We start from the raw sequence: 16,452 nt of genomic DNA, 5'->3' as shown, positions 1-16,452 counted from the left end.
ACGATGAAGCCAATAGCCTCATCGTTTTTTTCATTAGCAGTAGCGATCAATAACACTTTTCAATTTTTGTTTGAGCTGAGGAATATCCTTCGTTGAAACTGTCAGCGAGACATTGCTTTCATCCATTTGCATTGCCTCGGCCAGCAGTCCGCCAAGCCCTCTGGCCCGCCTGTCAACCTGGAGCAAAATTTGCATTTCAGCAGCAGACAGCGGGGCAAATATTAATTCAAGCTCATCGAGTTTGCCGCGGTAAGCCCCCATTACTGGCACAAACTCAAATTCCTGAACAAATGGAAGCCTGCGCCGAAGCTTATATGGCGCCTGTTCACAATCAGCTTCGCGCAGCCTGAATCCTAAATTTTCCACCTCATTTAAAACAGCTTCCATCAACGGGTTTGGCACGACCTGCAAGTAGTCCTTGTCTGTTGGGTCAACTGCATTTTTAATATCCAGACCGGTTGTCACCCAGATTTTTGTCCTTCCAATGGTGATTGGAACATCCGCGGGTAACATGAAGGAGAAGGGTATTTCCTTTGTTTGTGACGGTTTGATGGTAATGGGCGAATTGATCCGGAAGGAGTCGACTACGGCTGAAGCAGAATATTTTTTATCATTTGCTTCTTTTACGTATGTAGTATGGATGGAAAGGTAAATTTCATCGATGTCCTGTTCAAGGCTCCCTCCGTAAATATGGACAACTCCATTAATTTTTCCTCCCGGTGAAACCTTTGTTTCTTCAAGCCTCGTATCGACGCGTGCAGAACCAATCCCGATACTTGCAAGTGCCTTATTAAAAATCGACATGTATTTTCCTCCTTTTTTCACTTCCTACCTATATATACGACGAAAAGACCTAAGCGTTTCATGCAATAATAAGAAAATTTCGGAACCTTCATATAAAACGGAAATGGAGTATACCGCTTATATCAGCAGAAAAGACCGGCCATCGGCGGCCGGCCTTCTTATTCGTTATCCATTTCTTCATCGATGATGCATTTTTCCAATAGGTATTCAAAAGTGATATCGGCTATTTCCTCCAGTTCCTCTTCTGTGGGAACGTATCCCCTCTTAACCAGCTCCTGAAAGAAAAATTCCGCTATTTCTTCTGTATCAATGAATACCTCGATCTCCTTCACAGAATCGCCCCCTTTGTACAGAATGTATGACCGGATTATATAATTCATGCTTTTTTATGCACAAAGGTAATTGGCTTTGGACAATATGATGCTTTCTACTGGTATAGAGCGGTTCGGACAAGCATATATTCTTAAAAATGAACAGTGGAGGTAAAAGTATGAAAGTGGCAGAGCAGGCTGCACAAGCGGTGATTCAGGATGTAAACAAAGAGGATAGTGTCATCATCGAGGTCTTTGGCAAAGTGACGGACATGCTATTCAAGATAATCGTGTTCTCTGGCCTTCCTTTCCTTATCTGGGTACTAATCCAATTTAGCAGACTGAATTAAACATGGCTTTTCCCGTCGGAAACGATGACCGAGAGCTTGCGGAGGATTACTTTCATAACATGGGCGTAATCTTCGTCCCCAAACCAAAGATATAAAATTCGATAATCATTGTATATATCCAGCAGGCTGTCTATCAGGGCGCGCTTTTGGGACTTCTTCCTTAGTTCGTCTTTTTCCGCTTTTCGTCTAGAGGCAGGCTGCTTTTTATCATGATCAGGAGCTGGCAATGATTTTTTTTCATTCGAGAAAAGAAGTCCTAGCTTCTGGATAAAGACCTCTGCACTTTCTGCGTCGGCAACAAGGGTCAGTTCCTCTTCCCCTGCTTCCAGCCATTCCCCATCCCTGATCCTCGAAAGTTCATAAATGATATCCTCCCAGGCATCTTCCTTATAGCGCCATATTTCCGTCCTGAACCCGACAATTTTAAATAATTCGGAACCATAGCCTTTCACCTGGACAAGGTCCCCGAAAAAAAACTTGTATTCTATGTCAATATGCTCTTTTTCAAGCAGTTTTCCCTCATACTCAGCCAGCGGCAGCAAGCTTGATTCAAGGTAAAGGCCCTGGCTCTTGTTTATTTCGTACACGTATAAGCCGTCAAGCCATTTGACCTTTGTTATCTTTCTAAATTTATTGGTTATAGCATCAGTAGCTCTTTTTGTTTTATGTACAAAAAGAAAACCCGAATACCTAAATGGTACCCGAGTTTATCCCACTTTGTCATTACCCTTTTTATTTCCATCATTTTGCTTTTTTATTTTATTTGTTAATTCAATTAATCCCCTTGCGGCTTTATCAGCATTGAACGATCCCTTTTCTGCGTATTTAACTCTCATGATGACAAACACCTCATAGGAGAATATGCTGGAGGCATCTGTTTTTTATCTCGTCTTAATTTTTCTTTTCAGAAGATCTAAAAAATCATAGAATCTTCTCGGCCCTTTTACAATAAATGTTTTAATACATCTAATTTACCTGGATATTGCTTGATCACCTACCGTATACGTTCCCAGTCGGGATAAACCAGTTTTCCCGGATTTTTGTATATATTGAAAAAGGAGGCATACATGTTGAAAACCTACAGTCTTGCCATTGTGGGCCTGCTAGTCGCAGGATTGATCTACTGGGCGTATCCAAACCCTGTTGTTACCAGCACCACCTCGTCGTTTAGCATCACAAAGAAATGGTCGGAAGAGGACGCATTCTGGATTTCCGGCCATGACCCTCAGGCAAGGGAGATGAGATCACTGACAATGAAGACTAGCAAGGAAATGTGGGAGACGCTCCAGGAAGGAGAAACCTATATCCTAAGCTACACTATTAAAGAGGAGAAGGTGGAACTGGAAGAAATTGTGGAAGAGGAAGGATAAGCCATTTTTTATTGTTAATAACTCCAGGAAAAATAACATTGGAGGGGATTTATATATGAAATTGTTGTATCCAAGCAGGTATTTGAACAACTTACCATAATTCGAGACTCCGGACTGACCAATATGTTTGACAATGCCAACGTAAAATACCTAGCGGGCATCTGGGAATGTGAAGAATGATTGAGGTGGATTAAGAACGATCGCAGCCGATATTGGCACGGAATAAGATCATACTTGAGGTACTAATCGACTTACTTGAATTTACTTATCAGGATATCGATGACCTATACTACCGACATTTGTTCCAGGAAGAAGGCGTAACAAGATTTGATTGCCTCGCAGCCATGCTCAAACCGAATGGAGAGAGCATTGGCGGAAGAAGCACATCGACTGTACACAGGGGTTGCCATAATTGAAATCGTGGATATCGTCCGCCCCTTCTTCGGATAAATTTGGATAATGAACGGATGAATATCGCCGAATTCCGCCCCAAAATGTATTTACTCCCACAAAGGAATTTCTTTGCGGGTTTTGTTTTGAACCAATGCAATTAACCGAAGAAGAAACAAGTGAATCCATAGAGAATAAATGATTCTCAAATATTTTCTCTGTTATTCAAGATTAGCACCCTTTAGTTTAAGTGTAATTGTTCACAAACTTGTTAATTAAATAGTTACAGCTATTTTTTTTCAATCGCCATACGCAAGTTCGAGATAACTCCAAGAAGCAATACTAACGAACAAACCATTTTTTCAAAAGGTGTTCCAAACAATTGTTGTATAAATCCAAAAGACCAAAGTACAACAAAAAACCAACATATAACGGTTATTCCTCTTTTGTATTTATATAGTTTAATTCTACCAACAATCAACGTAAAAACAACTCCAACAATAGAAATAACGATATTTATAACAGATATTGGTAGCTGTTCAGCGAATGATTCAGACCTTCCACCATTAACCCATGTAAATGGAATACTTTTGCTTATAATAAGAAAGTGGATTAAGATAGTCAAAGAATAAAAAATAATTCCCATAAATACAGCAGTTTTCATATTAATTTTCCTGAGTTTTTCTAAAATAAAATCACCTCATTTTTCTTCCTGTTTTAATTTTATTTAATCCAGTAATATACTATTCCTATATCTCTTACCATCTGACAGGTAACTGAAAGTAAGGTTTCGAAGAGTTATCAAAAATCACCATTATTCTTAAACAGAGCAAAAAACATCGGCTAGGTATTCTTGTTGAAATAAACTGCCCCTTTACTTCAATAAGAGGTTCAACAAAAAAGAGCTTTAATCCTTCCAGGATCAAAGCACTCTTAAGTTGAACTACAGAATAGAATCTTCACTAAGATATAGCGAGAATGGATAGAAATATACATAGAGCTGATGCAGATAATAAGATGACAGAAGTTAAACGATTACTCCTAAGTTTAATTCCATATGCACAAAAAAAGATAGCGGCGGCCAATTTGGAGAAACTTTGATAATAAGCATTATTGGCAAAAAATGCACTGCTAAAAATTATTGAAATAAGCAATGTTATAGAGATTAGGATTTTAAACCATAAAGGCTCTTTGAGGAATTGTTTAATCATAAATTTAACCCTCTGCATGCTTATAACTCCTCTTGGAGGAACTTTTGATATTAGTTAAGATATGGTGAATTTTACAAAATAGAACTTCCCTTGATGTAAGGTCGAACATTGAAAGGAGATGAACAGAAATGTTCCTCCACTAAACTGCCCCGTTTGTTAAATTAGGATTCAACAAAAAAGGGGGGCCCCTGTATTGTACTTTGAACATTACCGTACATAGAATAAATCATTTTCGGTAGAAAGAAATTAAGGTTCATGGTAAAATCATAATAAGAAAATAAAGGCAATGTAACCTTTGGGTTCAACCTAGCTGAAAAGTAGGTTGGACCCTTTTTGCATTCTTAAACCTAAAGGAGGACTTTTAATGTTGAGATCAGAAATGCTGTTGCATCGGCTGGATGAGATCGGCAAATCGCTCGAAAGAAAAGGGGGTGCACTATTATTGTTAGGTGTCGGTTCCGTTGGAATCGAGACTGCTCGGCTGGACGATTATTCAGATTTGGATTTCTTTGTTATTGTAAGGCCTGACCAGAAAAGCAGATATATCGACCATTTGGATTGGCTAGAAGAAGTTCACCCTTTAGCTTATTCTTTTAAGAATACGGAGATTGGCTATAAAATTCTTTTCGAGGACGGCATTTTTGGTGAATATGCGGTATTTGAGGAATCGGAGCTGATTAATGGTTCTTATACGGAAGGGAGAGTCGTTTGGAAAGATCCCTCCTACAACAATACGGGAATTTCAAAACCTTCCAACCCGATACCTAGCCCCAAAAAAGACTCCTTAGACCATCCCTTGAACGAAGCTTTAACTAATCTCTACGTGGGACTCGGTCGATTTGCCAGGGGAGAGCGCCTATCAGCGACGAGGTTCGTACAAGGTTATGCTGTGGACAGGATTTTATCCGTACTTCATTTGATGGAGCAAGAGGTGGAATACTTTCCGGATCCTTTTGGAAACGAGAGGCGCCTGGAAAAAAGATTCCCTCGTTTCGCGGAAATCATTGCAGACATGATACAGGGATATGATCATGTACCTGAATCTGCACTTCGTATTTTAAGCTTCATAGAAGAAGTGTATCCCGTTAATCGAAAACTAAGCGATGAAATACGACGTTTAGCCAAAATATCCTGCCGTTAACAAAGGGTTGAAGAATCTTATCATATAAAAATAGCTATCTATTGTCCCACTTCTGCCATTACTTGTTTTGCATAAGAGAATAGTTCAAAAATAAAGTTAACCTCTCAAAAAGAGCCAAATTTCTCTATCAGGAAATTTGGCTTATTAGTTATATCCCGAAAGTCGTTAAACAAATTGCTGACTAGGCTGTTTACAAAAAACTAACCACGTTGCACTGGACTTCCATTGTTAGCTTTTTATCTAATAATGAAGGTCCAGTGCATTAAGGAATGCTCTCTAATACATTCTTCACCGCTGAAGTATTTCCTCTAATTAAACTAAACTGCCCCTGCCCCTTTACTTTAAGAAAGTAAAGAATTACCCCACTCCAGTAATGTAACCGAAAATATAAACAGCTTATTTTATAAACTCGTTTATCAATTGCTCTGTTGTATGAATTTTAGCGAATTCACTGTGCAAGGTAGCTAACGATATATTATGTATAGTTTCTGCATCATAATATGTTCCGTTTTGATCCTTCACACCAAAAGCTGCTGTCGCATCTGAGATAAGGTATGTAACGAAACCTAAATTCCCACTCATTCTCGTAGTCGTAGAAACACAATGAGGGGTGGTTAAACCTGTTATTACAACGGTTGATAAATCATTTTGTCGTAAGAACTCTTCTAAATTTGTACCAATGAAGCTGCTGTTTACCTTCTTTGTGATAATCATTTCCTCATTATTGGGCTTAACAATTTCTTTTATAGCAAACCCCTTATGGTTTGGATGAAATAAAGAATTAGGATTATCTGACGTGTGACGAATATGGATGACCGTCCATCCTTTCTCCCTCCATAAATGCAGTATCTTACTAATGTTTTCTTCTGCATTCAGGTTATTTCGCTCTCCCCACTTTTTATCATCAAAAGCTTTTTGCACATCAACTATAATTAATGCTCCATTTTTCTCCACAAATATCCCCCTTAATGAATGCCCCATCTACTATTCCTTCTTAAATCTATTTTTACTATTGTATCATTGCTATTGTTGTTAAACTAACCTGCCCCGTTTGCTTAATAAGGATTTCAACAAAAAAGGTGGTTAATCCTGCTGGACCAACGCACCCGTTAGTTGAACTATTCAATAAATATTTGATTGAAAAAACATTCATTTAAGAGGTGATGTTTTCTGAAATTACAGTTACAATCCGCTTCATATTTAACATTTTCAAGCCAAATAAAAATTTTAAACAACCATCTATAATTGCGAAAAAAATGAAAGGTGCACTTACCAGTAACAATCCAACGAAACCATTCACTATTGTTAGCACCCCTAAAAGAATCATCACTTTCCCTTGAGAAAAGTAGAAACCAAAAAAGTGAACACCAACCGCAATAAATATACTTAACCAAAATGTCCTTAAATCATTAAAACCAATTATCAATCCGCAAGCCGTACACAATAGGACATTTAACACGATAGATAAGTTATCCATCGTATCCTGAAATTTTGTGTTTTTTCCGTATGCCAATTTCCGATTAACGTAAGGCAAAATAAAGATAACGAAAAAACCTATAAAGTAACCTATACCTAATATGAAAGGTTGTATTAATAAATCACCACCAACTAGAGATGATAAAATAATCATTACACCTATGTATAGTAGCCACAGCCCGCACGTTCTTTGTGTATTATACTCTCTTTCTTCGCCCTTAATTGTCACCAATAGCATTTCCCTCCTCAACAAACATTTTTAATTCTTTTGCATTCTTGATTTAGAAATTACGTATAAACGAAAGAAAAGTTTCTTGCAAGAATTTAAGTTATTAAAGAAAACTGCCCCGTTTGTTAAATAAGAAATTCAACAAAAAGGTGCCTTAATCCTTCTTGGATCAAAGCACCAGATCTAACTTACAATGAAGTACAGCAACAAAAAGCCGCCTTCGATTAGCAGCTAGAGCCTTTCCACTATTGGATAAATAAAAAAAAGGTATACTCCCTCCAAATCCGAGAGGTTACACCTTTTTTGTGTTTTATGCTCATTACCTTCTTTTATTAATACGCTATTTGTTTTTCTATTACAGGTAATTGACTTTTAAGGTTTTCTAAACCAAAGCGATGAATGAATTTAAAAAATGGTTCTCTTTTCTTGCCTTGTTCTGCATAGATCCTAATAATAGTTTCCACTGTCTCATAAAGCTGGTCAGGAGATAGCTGCGCCACCAATAAAGTGCCCGTATTAGCATCTTTCCCCTTTGCTTTTCCTCCAATATAAAGGTCATAACCATCTCTTATCTTCATGACCCCTATATCATTCACTAGAGGTTCGCCACAGCCAACCGGGCACCCTGTATAGGCTGGTTTCAGGGTAAAGGGTACAGGATTGCCTGCAATTCGCTTATTTAATTCAATGGCAACTGGCATTCCTTCTTTTTCTTCCCCTTTACAAAAATTGCAGGTCCTTAAGCTTTTCACAAAATTCCCCACAGGATAACAAGACAGTCCTGCTTCCATGAATTTTTCTCTAACAGACTCTGCATCCCTTTCAAATACATCAATGTAAAGTTGCTGGAAGGTTGTTACCTCCAGTTCATCGCCTTCTATCATGTGTTCAGCAATGACAGCCAGTTGCTTTGCCGTTAATTTTGCACCGAACGATATTCCACCGTTCACAGCCAATTTAACCTTTTTCCCCTTTTGGTCCATACCCTCTCACCTCGCATCAAATCTATCTTTCTATAATCACGGCAGAACCGTCCCCCATGTTTTATAATTTAACCCTTTGTAAGCGCAATGCGTTTAAGACGACAGAGACGGAACTGAATGCCATCGCTGCGCCTGCTACCCATGGGGCAAGGAGCCCTATTGCGGCAATGGGAATCCCGATGGTGTTATAGGCGAATGCCCAGAATAAATTTTGCTTGATATTCCTCATTGTTTTGCGGCTCATTAAAATCGCATCGGCAATGCTGTTCAAGTCGCCTCGAATCAACGTGATGTCTGCTGCTTCCATCGCAACATCTGTACCAGTACCAATGGCCATTCCGATATCCGCTGTAGCAAGAGCTGGTGCGTCATTAATCCCGTCACCGACCATTGCAACGTTTTTACCCTGCTGCTGCAGTTTTTTCACTTCTTCTGCCTTCCCTTCAGGAAGCACTTCCGCAATCACGGCATCAACGCCTACCTCTTTTCCAATTGCTTGGGCTGTACGTTCATTATCACCTGTCATCATGATTACTTTGATGCCCATTTCCTGTAATCGGCGAACAGCTTGCCGGGAGGTATCCTTAATGGTATCGGCTACGGCAACGAGCCCTGCATATTGGCCATTAATGCCTGCAAGCATTGCGGTCTTCCCATGCCGCTCTAATTCTTCCATTGCAGGGAGAACCGATTGAATATCAATCCCATATTGCTGCATCAGCTTCCGTGTACCAATGACCACTCCTTGGCCTGAAACCGTCGCATGTACTCCATAACCGGGAATCGCTTCAAAAAATTGGACATTGCCAAGTTCAATGCCTTTCTCCTGGATCCCTTCGACAATCGCTTGGGCAAGCGGGTGCTCCGATTGTTTTTCGGCTGCGCCAATGACGGACAAGAATTCCGGTTCATCCTGACCATCAGCCACCAAAACATCCGTTAACACAGGTTTGCCATGTGTGACCGTACCTGTTTTATCGACAACCACCGTGTCAATACCCTGAGTCTGTTCCAAATGCTCGCCGCCTTTGAATAAAATGCCAAATTCAGCGGCACGGCCTGATCCGGCCATAATCGAGGTCGGTGTCGCGAGTCCTAGTGCACAAGGACAAGCAATGACAAGGATGGCAATTAACACTTCAAGTGCCGGTGTAACCTCACCTGGTTGAACCCATATGATCCACACCAGGAATGTGAGGATGGCAATCCCTACTACGATTGGGACGAAAATACCCGAAATTTGATCAGCCAACCTTTGAATAGGTGCTTTCGAACCTTGTGCATCTTCAACCACTTTGATAATTTGGGCTAAAGCTGTTTCACGGCCAACTTTGGTCGCTGTCATTTTGATAAAACCATTTTTGTTAATTGTTGAGCCATATACGGGGTCACCCGCTTTTTTATCCACTGGTAAACTTTCACCTGTCAGCATTGATTCATCAACAGCTGATGTTCCTTCGGTTACCTCTCCATCAACAGGGATTTTTTCACCTGGCTTTACTAAAATCGTGTCACCGATTACGACTTCTTCCAATGGTACTTCTTTTTCAACCCCATCACGTACGATGATAGCTGTTTTTGCCTGAAGCCCCATCAGCTTTTTAATGGCTTCAGATGAACGGCCTTTTGCTCTTGCTTCAAATAATTTTCCTAAAAGAATCAGAGTGATGAGTACGGCACTTGTTTCAAAATATAGATGTGGAGCTTGGTGGGTTCCAGCACTTACAATCGCTTGGTAGACACTGTAAAAATAGGCGGCTGACGTCCCCATCGCAACGAGTACATCCATGTTTGCACCGCCATTCCGCAGGGCTTTATAGGCACCCACATAAAACTGTTTCCCGATAAAAAATTGTACCGGTGTGGCCAGAATCAGCTGGACCCATGGATTCATCAAGAATTCTGGTACATATAGAAACGATGTAAAGGAAAAGTGGCCGACCATCGTCCATAATAGCGGGAGCGATAAAATCGCTGAAAGAATGAATTTACGCTGCTGATCTTTTATATGCTTTTCACGGTGATCGACTTGTTCTTTTTCGTCCTGTTTTTGGTGTGCACCGTAACCAAGCTTTTCTACTTTGGCAATAATGTCTCCAATGGTTACTTCTGAAGGATTAAATTCAATGGTTGCTCTTTCGAGGGCTAAGTTGACGCTCGCAGTTGCCACACCTTCCATCTTATTTAATCCTTTTTCGATACGCGTTGAACATGCTGCACAAGTCATTCCAGTAATCTCAAATTCTGCTTTTTGTTTCACAACACCATAGCCCAGGGCTTCAATTTTCTTTTCAAAATCCCCTTCACTCAGTTTTGACGGATCAAATTTAATCGTTGATTTTTCAAGTGCCAGATTGACGGATGCCTGCTCGACACCTTCCATTTTATTTAACCCTTTTTCAATACGCGTCGCACACGCGGCACAAGTCATTCCGGTAATTCCAATACTCGCTTCTTTCACTTTTCTGGCTTCTTTTGTTGCTGTACTCATGATCTTCCCCACCTTCCATATACCCATACGGGGTATAATTTAAAGAAAAATTAGAGAGTGCAATGGCACTCTTATTCTACATCGTAGCCTTGATCTTCAATCGTATCCTTAATCTTATCAAGGGATACTTTGGATTCATCAAAAGATACTTCAACCAAAGCTTCGTCCAATTTTACGCTTACTTGGTTAACACCTTCCAATTCACCAACGCTGCCTTCTACAGCCTTCACACAATGTCCGCATGACATTCCATGTACGTTTAAAGTAACAGTTTGCATTTTCCTTCTCTCCTTTAAAAATTAAATCGATTATTTATACGGCCCAGGGGTATCTAAACCTGAAAAAAATTTATTTTTTCATGAGTTTTTGGATGGTTACAACTAGTTCGTCTAAAACTTCATGATCCCCTTCTGAAAGGCGGTCGACGACACACCCTTTTAAATGACCTTCCAAAAGAATCTTGGCCACACTATTTAGAGCAGATTGTGTTGCAGAGAGTTGTGTGATGACATCATCACAGTAGACATCTTTGTCGATCATTCCTTTGATGCCCCGAATTTGACCTTCAATCCGATTTAAACGAGTGGTTAAATCCCTTTTTACTCGTTCAGGATGATGACTTTTTCGAGTGGCACCTGTATGACAAGCAGCTTCATTCGCTGAGTTTTCCATCGACTTAACCTCCTAACTTGATTTCATCTTACTATACCCTCGTTAGGTATGCAAGGATAAAGTTTGACAATTATTTAAACTTTGGTCAGCTAATTTAAAATAAAAATGCCATCCATCCTGGTATAAGGTGAATGGCTTTAAACTCGCAATCCTTCCATGATAATAATTTTTTTATTCCCATGCTGTTGTCAACGGATTACGTTTTTTAATCTCATTTATAGAAAGATACATTTTATAGTTCCCATACTCAAGAATTTCATTAAGAAATAGGTTCAATTTCTCTTGAGAATCAACTTTTATTTTTAAATGGTAACAGCCTTCTCCCGATACTCGGTCCGCTTCAACAACTTCCTTTTGATCCTGAATAAAACGTATAAACACATCATGGTTTGCTGTTTTCATATAGATAATGATAAATGCTGTAAAGACCAGTCCTAGTTTTTTTTCATCTACAAGCAGAGAGTAAGCTTGGATGACACCATTTTCCTCAAGTTTTTTAATCCTATTTCCTACTGCTTGTCCTGACATATGAATTTGTTTCCCTAAGTCTTTCCATTGAACCCGAGAATTTTCGGATAATAACTGAAGGATCTGAAAATCAATGCTATCAAGTTCCATCATAAATTCCTTTCACCATGAAATAATTTGACCTAAAAGTGTTTCATCAAAGTATCGCTATATATCAAGATATTCATTATGATTTAAGTGTACTAAATTTTTAAATGAGGTGAAAGAAAATGAGCACAGCTTTAATTATCGTCGATATTCAAAATGACTATTTTCCAAATGGGAAGATGGAGTTAAGCAATACTGATAAGGCAGCCGCTAATGCTGCTAAAGTTCTTGATTGGTTTAGAAACAATAATAAAGAAAATATTTTCCATGTTCAACATATCGCAAGTAGTCCAGAGTTAGGCTTCTTTCTTCCAAATACAGAGGGCGCTGAACTGCATGAAAGTGTTCTACCATTAGAACACGAAAACCTCATAGTGAAAAATTTCCCTAACAGCTTTTTGAAAACTGATTTAGAAAGCAAATTAAGAGAAAAAGGTATAACCAAGGTAGTGGTTGTGGGGATGATGACGCATATGTGCATTGATGCCACCGTTAGGGCTGCAGTCGATCTAGGCTTTGAAACGACACTAATTGAAGATGCCTGTGCGACAAGAGACTTATCTTTTCAGGATAAGGTTGTGCCGGCTGAACAGGTTCATTATGCGTTTGTCAGCGCACTTAAAAGTATGTATTCCAATGTCATTTCGACCTATGATTTCCTTCAACAAAACAACTAATAAATTAAAAAAGGGAGATTGTTTTGAAAACAATCTCCCTTTTCTTATGATTGAAGATTGGGTTTTCTTAATATGTTGGAGAATTCTTCACTTGAGCTAAACTGCCATATAGAGAAATGGCACTATACTTCTTTAAGATAAGCACCAGTTAGCTTAAGTACAACATTTCACAATCGTTTATATAAGATAAATTAGAGGCTGTTAATACGATTAACAGCCTCTAGAAGTTTTAAACTTCTTACATTTTCACTTGAATGAATTTACGTTTTCCTACCTGTACAATTACCCCGTCAGTGACAGTAAGGATTAATTGGGGATTGCCCACTTGTTCCCCATTTACTTTTACGCCTTTGTTATCAATCATCCTTCTTGCTTCGCTCTTGGATGATAACATTTCCAATCCAACTAATAGGTCAATGATTGAAGTTTCCTTATCTCCTTTCCATTCAATCACAGGAATGTCATCAGGCATAGAGCCTTTTTGAAAGACTGCAATAAAATGATGTTCTGCCTGCTCTGCCGCTTCAATCCCGTGGTACATTCTTACAATTGTCTTGCCAAGCAGCATTTTGGCATCCCTTGGATGGAGGTCCCCTGTTTCTAACTGTTTCTTCGTGGTCTGAATTTGTTCAGGTGTGAAATCTGTTACTAACTCAAAGTATTTAGTCATTAACTCATCAGGAATGGACATTGCTTTTCCGTACATTTCCTGTGGGCTCTCATCAATGCCAATGTAGTTTTTCTTGGATTTAGACATCTTCTCGACACCATCTAGGCCTTCCAGTAATGGCATTAGCAATGCAACTTGCTTTTCCTTTCCGAATTTCTCCTGAAAGTGTCTTCCCATCAGAATATTAAAATGCTGATCAGTCCCGCCAAGCTCAATATCAGATTCAAGTACAACAGAATCGTAGCCCTGCATAAGAGGGTAGAAGAACTCGTGGAGTGAGATTGGTTTACCGAATGCAATGCGTTCTTCAAAATCGTCCCTTTCCAAAAGCCTTGCCACGGTGATCTTGCCTGCCAATTGGATTACATCCTCAAAATTTAGTTCAGACAACCATTTAGAGTTGTAATGCAATTCGACTTTTTCCATATCGATAACTTTTGCAAATTGTTCAAAATATGTTTTGGCATTATGCTTCACTTCTTCATCTGTCAATTGCTTTCTAGCGACCGATTTCCCTGTCGGATCCCCAATTTTCCCTGTAAAGTCCCCAATAATTAGTTGGATGATATGTCCATTATCTTGAAACTGCCTCATTTTGTTAAGGACCACGGTATGACCAAGATGAACATCTGGAGCAGAAGGATCCAATCCTAGTTTTATTTTTAATGGTTTATTTTGCAAAATCGACTTGGCTACTTTTCGTTCTAAATCTTCAAGGGGAATAATGTCCTGTACACCTTGTTTGTATATGCTCATTTGTCTCTTTACTTCATTCAACTGTTCAACGTTGAGTTGATTCAATATCTGATCCATTTGTTATTCCTCCAATATAAAATTAAAAATAAAAAACCACGCCCCCAAAAAAGGGACGTGGTTTTGCACGCGGTACCACCCTATTTGAAGGAATTCATCCTTCCACTCTACGAATAACGGCTCGTCCGTTCTTTGCGTAACTCTACCTAGCAAAGAATGCTCCAGGAATGTAATTCGCTGTTATCTATGTGTCGATTCGCACCAACCATCGACTCTCTGTTCACAGGGAGATAGCAGCTACTGGGTTTCCCATCATCGCTTTTTAATATTAAGTTGTGTTTCTAAAAATTATTATCCATTATTACTTTTCTTAGAGCTCTAGAAAGGTTTTTCTGTTCATTGGCAGATAAAGCTGAAACGATCTGTACCTCCCCAGTATGGAACTGAGGATAAAGGTCCTCCATTACTTGTTTACCCTTATTGGTAAGCGAGAGATAGGTGATTCTTCTGTCCCTTATATCCGTTTTTCTAAAACATAACTCTTTCTTTTCAAGAGTTTTGGTTATATTGCTAATTGTTGCCTTTGAGACTCCAGCTGACTCGGCTAATTTTTTAGTCTCAACTGATTCCCAGATCCATAAATCATAAAGCATTGAGAATGCCGTCCAGGATAAGCCATATTGCGCTAATATTTCCTGCTCCATTTTATTTCTCAAACCCTGTGCAACTCGGTAAATATTAGTGACGACTGAAATCGCGTCTAGATTCAGGGAATCAATCGGGATGTTAGTTAAGCGATTAATTGTATCTATTTCTTCAGGGAGTAATTCTCCTTTTTCGTTAAATAAATGAATATTATCAACCCCTAACTTTCTGAATCATTAGCTATGAAACGATATTATCAAAAAAAGAAAAAGAGTGCAACTCCAAGTTTTGGTTATTCAACTAACCTGCCCCGTTAGTTGAATAAGAAAAAGGCTGCTTTGTTGCAGCCGTTACTTTAAGTAAAGCACCCGTTCATTTAAGTACACTCTTTCACAAACTATAGTTTATTACAGTAATGCTGCCCCGGTTGTTGAAAAAACCATTCACTAAAAAATGCCAGGTTTACAGCTTAATTTACCTATAATATTACCTTGAATTCACATTTTTCTTTCTGGTATAAAAGGAATAGCATCATTTATCATTTGTTGAGGTAAAATCCAGGTCTACCTGGAAATCCACGATGAGGACACCAAGACAGATAAACGACGTGTTTGAGAAGATAATAAACTCAAACATGCCTCCCAGAGTAAAAGGAGTTAAGTTACGAGGACTTTTACGTGAAATGGAACGATCCTTCAACATGGCGAATAATGAGGATGTAGAAGTAAAGGCGATTTATCAAAAGATTCAGGATAGTATCACCAAATAATTATTAATCATCAATGTACATTTCCGAATATGATTTGTATTGGTTTGTATTATTATAGCCAAGAGCAATTATCAAGGTTCCTTGGCTTTTTTATTATTTGCACTCTTCCACTAACCTGCCCGCTGCCCGTAAGTCGAACAAGGAAAACGATGCTCTACTCAAGCTTCGCCCCGATAGGTTGAATTAAGAAATATCAAGACTATCATTGTTTACTTAACTAATTCTTCGAACGTCCCAAGTATAACCACCTGGATTAGAGATAACCTATCTTATGGAGGTGCTAACATGGGTCGAAAATTTGAAAAAAATCTTATAAAATTGCTTTATTTCTTTGGTATTAGTTCCTTTATTTACTTAATTAAAAAACCACTTGCAAAGGACTGGCTCCTTGTTTTCTTTATAAAAAGTTATTATGCATCATTGGTCGATAAACTGGTTGTAAATAAAGGTTATGTTCAATATCCCACAAGATTTCCAAAACAAGTTAAAACAAGCGTGTTGTTTGATTACATAATTTTCCCAATTACATGTGTCTTTTATAATCAACTGACTAAGGATTCTCGCATCCTTCAGTGCCTTTTAAAAGTTCTATATTTCAGTGTACCGATGACTATTACTGAGCTATGGCTAGAAAAAAATACACAGCTTGTTAAATATAAAAAAGGGTGGAATTGGAAAACCACTTTTTATTCGCTTTCTTTTTCCTTTTTATTGGTTAGATTTTCAATGTCTGTTATAAGATGTCTCTTCAATAATAAATACGATTTTTCTTAGATGAAGGCTTTTAACCAACAATAAGAGTAAAAAGGATGAGGTGTTTCTTCTTCCTTTCGAATTATAAGTTCAACCAGATATTTCTGGTTGAACATTTTTTCAGCTACTAGAAAAAAGACCG

The 16,452-nt window shown here is 38.7% G+C and carries 20 protein-coding genes, 1 pseudogene and 1 other annotated feature; of the genes and pseudogenes, 7 read left to right on the top strand and 14 right to left on the bottom strand.

Translation table 11 applies throughout. The features are described 5' to 3' along the window. Positions 1–33: 33 nt before the first annotated feature. The gene (locus tag WQ57_RS15005; RefSeq protein ID WP_046524601.1) at positions 34–804 is read right to left on the bottom strand and encodes a sporulation protein; all 771 of its coding nucleotides are present in this window, start codon (positions 802–804) and stop codon (positions 34–36) included. 158 nt (positions 805–962) lie between these two features. Beyond that, a complete protein-coding gene (locus tag WQ57_RS25925) occupies positions 963–1,136 on the bottom strand; it encodes a YozD family protein (RefSeq protein ID WP_064537372.1) in 174 nt (57 codons plus the stop codon). 158 nt (positions 1,137–1,294) lie between these two features. On the opposite strand from WQ57_RS25925, the gene WQ57_RS27035 reads away from it, so the two are divergent. Beyond that, positions 1,295–1,465, top strand: a complete 171-nt coding sequence (locus tag WQ57_RS27035) for a hypothetical protein (protein ID WP_173427564.1) — start codon at positions 1,295–1,297, stop codon at positions 1,463–1,465. On the opposite strand, the pseudogene WQ57_RS15000 reads toward WQ57_RS27035, so the two are convergent. Next, positions 1,462–2,088 (bottom strand): annotated as a pseudogene (locus WQ57_RS15000) (hypothetical protein); the annotation flags it as partial. The gene WQ57_RS27035 and the pseudogene WQ57_RS15000 overlap by 4 nt on opposite strands. Positions 2,089–2,172: 84 nt before the next feature. Continuing rightward, positions 2,173–2,301, bottom strand: a complete 129-nt coding sequence (locus WQ57_RS27345) for a hypothetical protein (RefSeq protein ID WP_277620295.1) — start codon at positions 2,299–2,301, stop codon at positions 2,173–2,175. Between the two features lie 231 nt (positions 2,302–2,532). Between WQ57_RS27345 and WQ57_RS14995 the strand changes: the two genes are divergently transcribed. The 3 genes from WQ57_RS14995 to WQ57_RS26710 are packed head-to-tail and all read left to right on the top strand — an operon-like array spanning position 2,533 to position 3,251. Further along, the gene (locus WQ57_RS14995; RefSeq protein ID WP_046524599.1) at positions 2,533–2,835 is read left to right on the top strand and encodes a hypothetical protein; all 303 of its coding nucleotides are present in this window, start codon (positions 2,533–2,535) and stop codon (positions 2,833–2,835) included. 51 nt (positions 2,836–2,886) lie between these two features. Next, entirely contained in the window at positions 2,887–3,015 is a 129-nt protein-coding gene (locus WQ57_RS27515) for a DUF5049 domain-containing protein (RefSeq protein WP_156183160.1), read from the top strand. A gap of 32 nt (positions 3,016–3,047) precedes the next feature. Then, positions 3,048–3,251 (top strand): hypothetical protein, encoded by a 204-nt coding sequence (locus WQ57_RS26710; protein ID WP_156183156.1) that lies wholly within the window; start codon positions 3,048–3,050, stop codon positions 3,249–3,251. A gap of 263 nt (positions 3,252–3,514) precedes the next feature. On the opposite strand, the gene WQ57_RS14990 is transcribed toward WQ57_RS26710, so the two are convergent. Further along, complete coding sequence (locus tag WQ57_RS14990; protein ID WP_046524598.1) at positions 3,515–3,889, bottom strand: hypothetical protein; 375 nt, start codon at positions 3,887–3,889, stop codon at positions 3,515–3,517. A gap of 911 nt (positions 3,890–4,800) precedes the next feature. Here WQ57_RS14990 and WQ57_RS14980 point away from each other — a divergent pair. Continuing rightward, entirely contained in the window at positions 4,801–5,577 is a 777-nt protein-coding gene (locus WQ57_RS14980) for a hypothetical protein (RefSeq protein ID WP_046524596.1), read from the top strand. Positions 5,578–5,973: 396 nt separating this feature from the next. Here the strand turns inward: WQ57_RS14980 and WQ57_RS14975 are convergent, their stop codons facing one another. The 7 genes from WQ57_RS14975 to WQ57_RS14945 form a co-directional block, all read right to left on the bottom strand. After that, positions 5,974–6,531 (bottom strand): cysteine hydrolase family protein, encoded by a 558-nt coding sequence (locus WQ57_RS14975; protein WP_156183155.1) that lies wholly within the window; start codon positions 6,529–6,531, stop codon positions 5,974–5,976. A gap of 199 nt (positions 6,532–6,730) precedes the next feature. Continuing rightward, positions 6,731–7,282 (bottom strand): DUF6609 family protein, encoded by a 552-nt coding sequence (locus WQ57_RS14970; RefSeq protein ID WP_338151908.1) that lies wholly within the window; start codon positions 7,280–7,282, stop codon positions 6,731–6,733. A gap of 332 nt (positions 7,283–7,614) precedes the next feature. Further along, entirely contained in the window at positions 7,615–8,265 is a 651-nt protein-coding gene (locus WQ57_RS14965) for an NAD(P)/FAD-dependent oxidoreductase (protein WP_046524593.1), read from the bottom strand. A 61-nt stretch (positions 8,266–8,326) separates the two neighbouring features. Continuing rightward, positions 8,327–10,756 (bottom strand): heavy metal translocating P-type ATPase, encoded by a 2,430-nt coding sequence (locus WQ57_RS14960; protein ID WP_046524592.1) that lies wholly within the window; start codon positions 10,754–10,756, stop codon positions 8,327–8,329. A 71-nt stretch (positions 10,757–10,827) separates the two neighbouring features. Beyond that, on the bottom strand, positions 10,828–11,034 hold the full coding sequence (gene copZ / locus WQ57_RS14955; RefSeq protein WP_046524591.1) for a copper chaperone CopZ: 207 nt from the start codon (positions 11,032–11,034) through the stop codon (positions 10,828–10,830). Positions 11,035–11,104: 70 nt separating this feature from the next. Continuing rightward, on the bottom strand, positions 11,105–11,428 hold the full coding sequence (locus WQ57_RS14950) for a metal-sensitive transcriptional regulator (protein ID WP_046524590.1): 324 nt from the start codon (positions 11,426–11,428) through the stop codon (positions 11,105–11,107). Positions 11,429–11,599: 171 nt separating this feature from the next. Then, positions 11,600–12,046, bottom strand: a complete 447-nt coding sequence (locus tag WQ57_RS14945; RefSeq protein ID WP_046524636.1) for an Lrp/AsnC family transcriptional regulator — start codon at positions 12,044–12,046, stop codon at positions 11,600–11,602. A gap of 119 nt (positions 12,047–12,165) precedes the next feature. Between WQ57_RS14945 and WQ57_RS14940 the strand changes: the two genes are divergently transcribed. Continuing rightward, positions 12,166–12,720, top strand: coding sequence for a cysteine hydrolase family protein (locus WQ57_RS14940; protein WP_046524589.1), 555 nt, complete (start codon positions 12,166–12,168; stop codon positions 12,718–12,720). A 238-nt stretch (positions 12,721–12,958) separates the two neighbouring features. On the opposite strand, the gene tyrS is transcribed toward WQ57_RS14940, so the two are convergent. Both tyrS and WQ57_RS14930 read right to left on the bottom strand, forming a co-directional pair. Beyond that, on the bottom strand, positions 12,959–14,203 hold the full coding sequence (gene tyrS / locus WQ57_RS14935; protein ID WP_046524588.1) for a tyrosine--tRNA ligase: 1,245 nt from the start codon (positions 14,201–14,203) through the stop codon (positions 12,959–12,961). Positions 14,204–14,251: 48 nt separating this feature from the next. Further along, positions 14,252–14,468, bottom strand: a binding site (T-box leader). Positions 14,469–14,484: 16 nt separating this feature from the next. Further along, the gene (locus WQ57_RS14930; RefSeq protein WP_046524587.1) at positions 14,485–14,997 is read right to left on the bottom strand and encodes a MarR family transcriptional regulator; all 513 of its coding nucleotides are present in this window, start codon (positions 14,995–14,997) and stop codon (positions 14,485–14,487) included. An 845-nt stretch (positions 14,998–15,842) separates the two neighbouring features. On the opposite strand from WQ57_RS14930, the gene WQ57_RS14920 reads away from it, so the two are divergent. Continuing rightward, positions 15,843–16,331 carry a CBO0543 family protein gene (locus tag WQ57_RS14920; protein ID WP_046524585.1) on the top strand — a complete coding sequence of 163 codons (489 nt, stop codon included), beginning with the start codon at positions 15,843–15,845 and terminating at the stop codon, positions 16,329–16,331. The last annotated feature ends 121 nt before the right edge of the window (positions 16,332–16,452 follow it).

This window comes from Mesobacillus campisalis, from assembly GCF_000986785.1.
In the GTDB taxonomy this organism is placed as follows: domain Bacteria; phylum Bacillota; class Bacilli; order Bacillales; family Cytobacillaceae; genus Mesobacillus_B; species Mesobacillus_B campisalis.
This window is presented reverse-complemented; position numbering and strand designations above follow the sequence as displayed.

Bases quoted from the DNA above. Each gene is read 5' to 3' on its own strand.
- WQ57_RS15005 (WP_046524601.1), bottom strand. From the start codon at position 804: ATGTCGATTTTTAATAAGGCACTTGCAAGTATCGGGATTGGTTCTGCA.
- WQ57_RS27035 (WP_173427564.1), top strand. From the start codon at position 1,295: ATGAAAGTGGCAGAGCAGGCTGCACAAGCGGTGATTCAGGATGTAAAC.
- WQ57_RS27345 (WP_277620295.1), bottom strand. From the start codon at position 2,301: ATGAGAGTTAAATACGCAGAAAAGGGATCGTTCAATGCTGATAAAGCC.
- WQ57_RS14995 (WP_046524599.1), top strand. From the start codon at position 2,533: ATGTTGAAAACCTACAGTCTTGCCATTGTGGGCCTGCTAGTCGCAGGA.
- WQ57_RS14990 (WP_046524598.1), bottom strand. From the start codon at position 3,889: ATGAAAACTGCTGTATTTATGGGAATTATTTTTTATTCTTTGACTATC.
- WQ57_RS14980 (WP_046524596.1), top strand. From the start codon at position 4,801: ATGTTGAGATCAGAAATGCTGTTGCATCGGCTGGATGAGATCGGCAAA.
- WQ57_RS14965 (WP_046524593.1), bottom strand. From the start codon at position 8,265: ATGGACCAAAAGGGGAAAAAGGTTAAATTGGCTGTGAACGGTGGAATA.
- WQ57_RS14960 (WP_046524592.1), bottom strand. From the start codon at position 10,756: ATGAGTACAGCAACAAAAGAAGCCAGAAAAGTGAAAGAAGCGAGTATT.
- copZ (WP_046524591.1), bottom strand. From the start codon at position 11,034: ATGCAAACTGTTACTTTAAACGTACATGGAATGTCATGCGGACATTGT.
- WQ57_RS14950 (WP_046524590.1), bottom strand. From the start codon at position 11,428: ATGGAAAACTCAGCGAATGAAGCTGCTTGTCATACAGGTGCCACTCGA.
- WQ57_RS14945 (WP_046524636.1), bottom strand. From the start codon at position 12,046: ATGGAACTTGATAGCATTGATTTTCAGATCCTTCAGTTATTATCCGAA.
- WQ57_RS14940 (WP_046524589.1), top strand. From the start codon at position 12,166: ATGAGCACAGCTTTAATTATCGTCGATATTCAAAATGACTATTTTCCA.
- tyrS (WP_046524588.1), bottom strand. From the start codon at position 14,203: ATGGATCAGATATTGAATCAACTCAACGTTGAACAGTTGAATGAAGTA.
- WQ57_RS14920 (WP_046524585.1), top strand. From the start codon at position 15,843: ATGGGTCGAAAATTTGAAAAAAATCTTATAAAATTGCTTTATTTCTTT.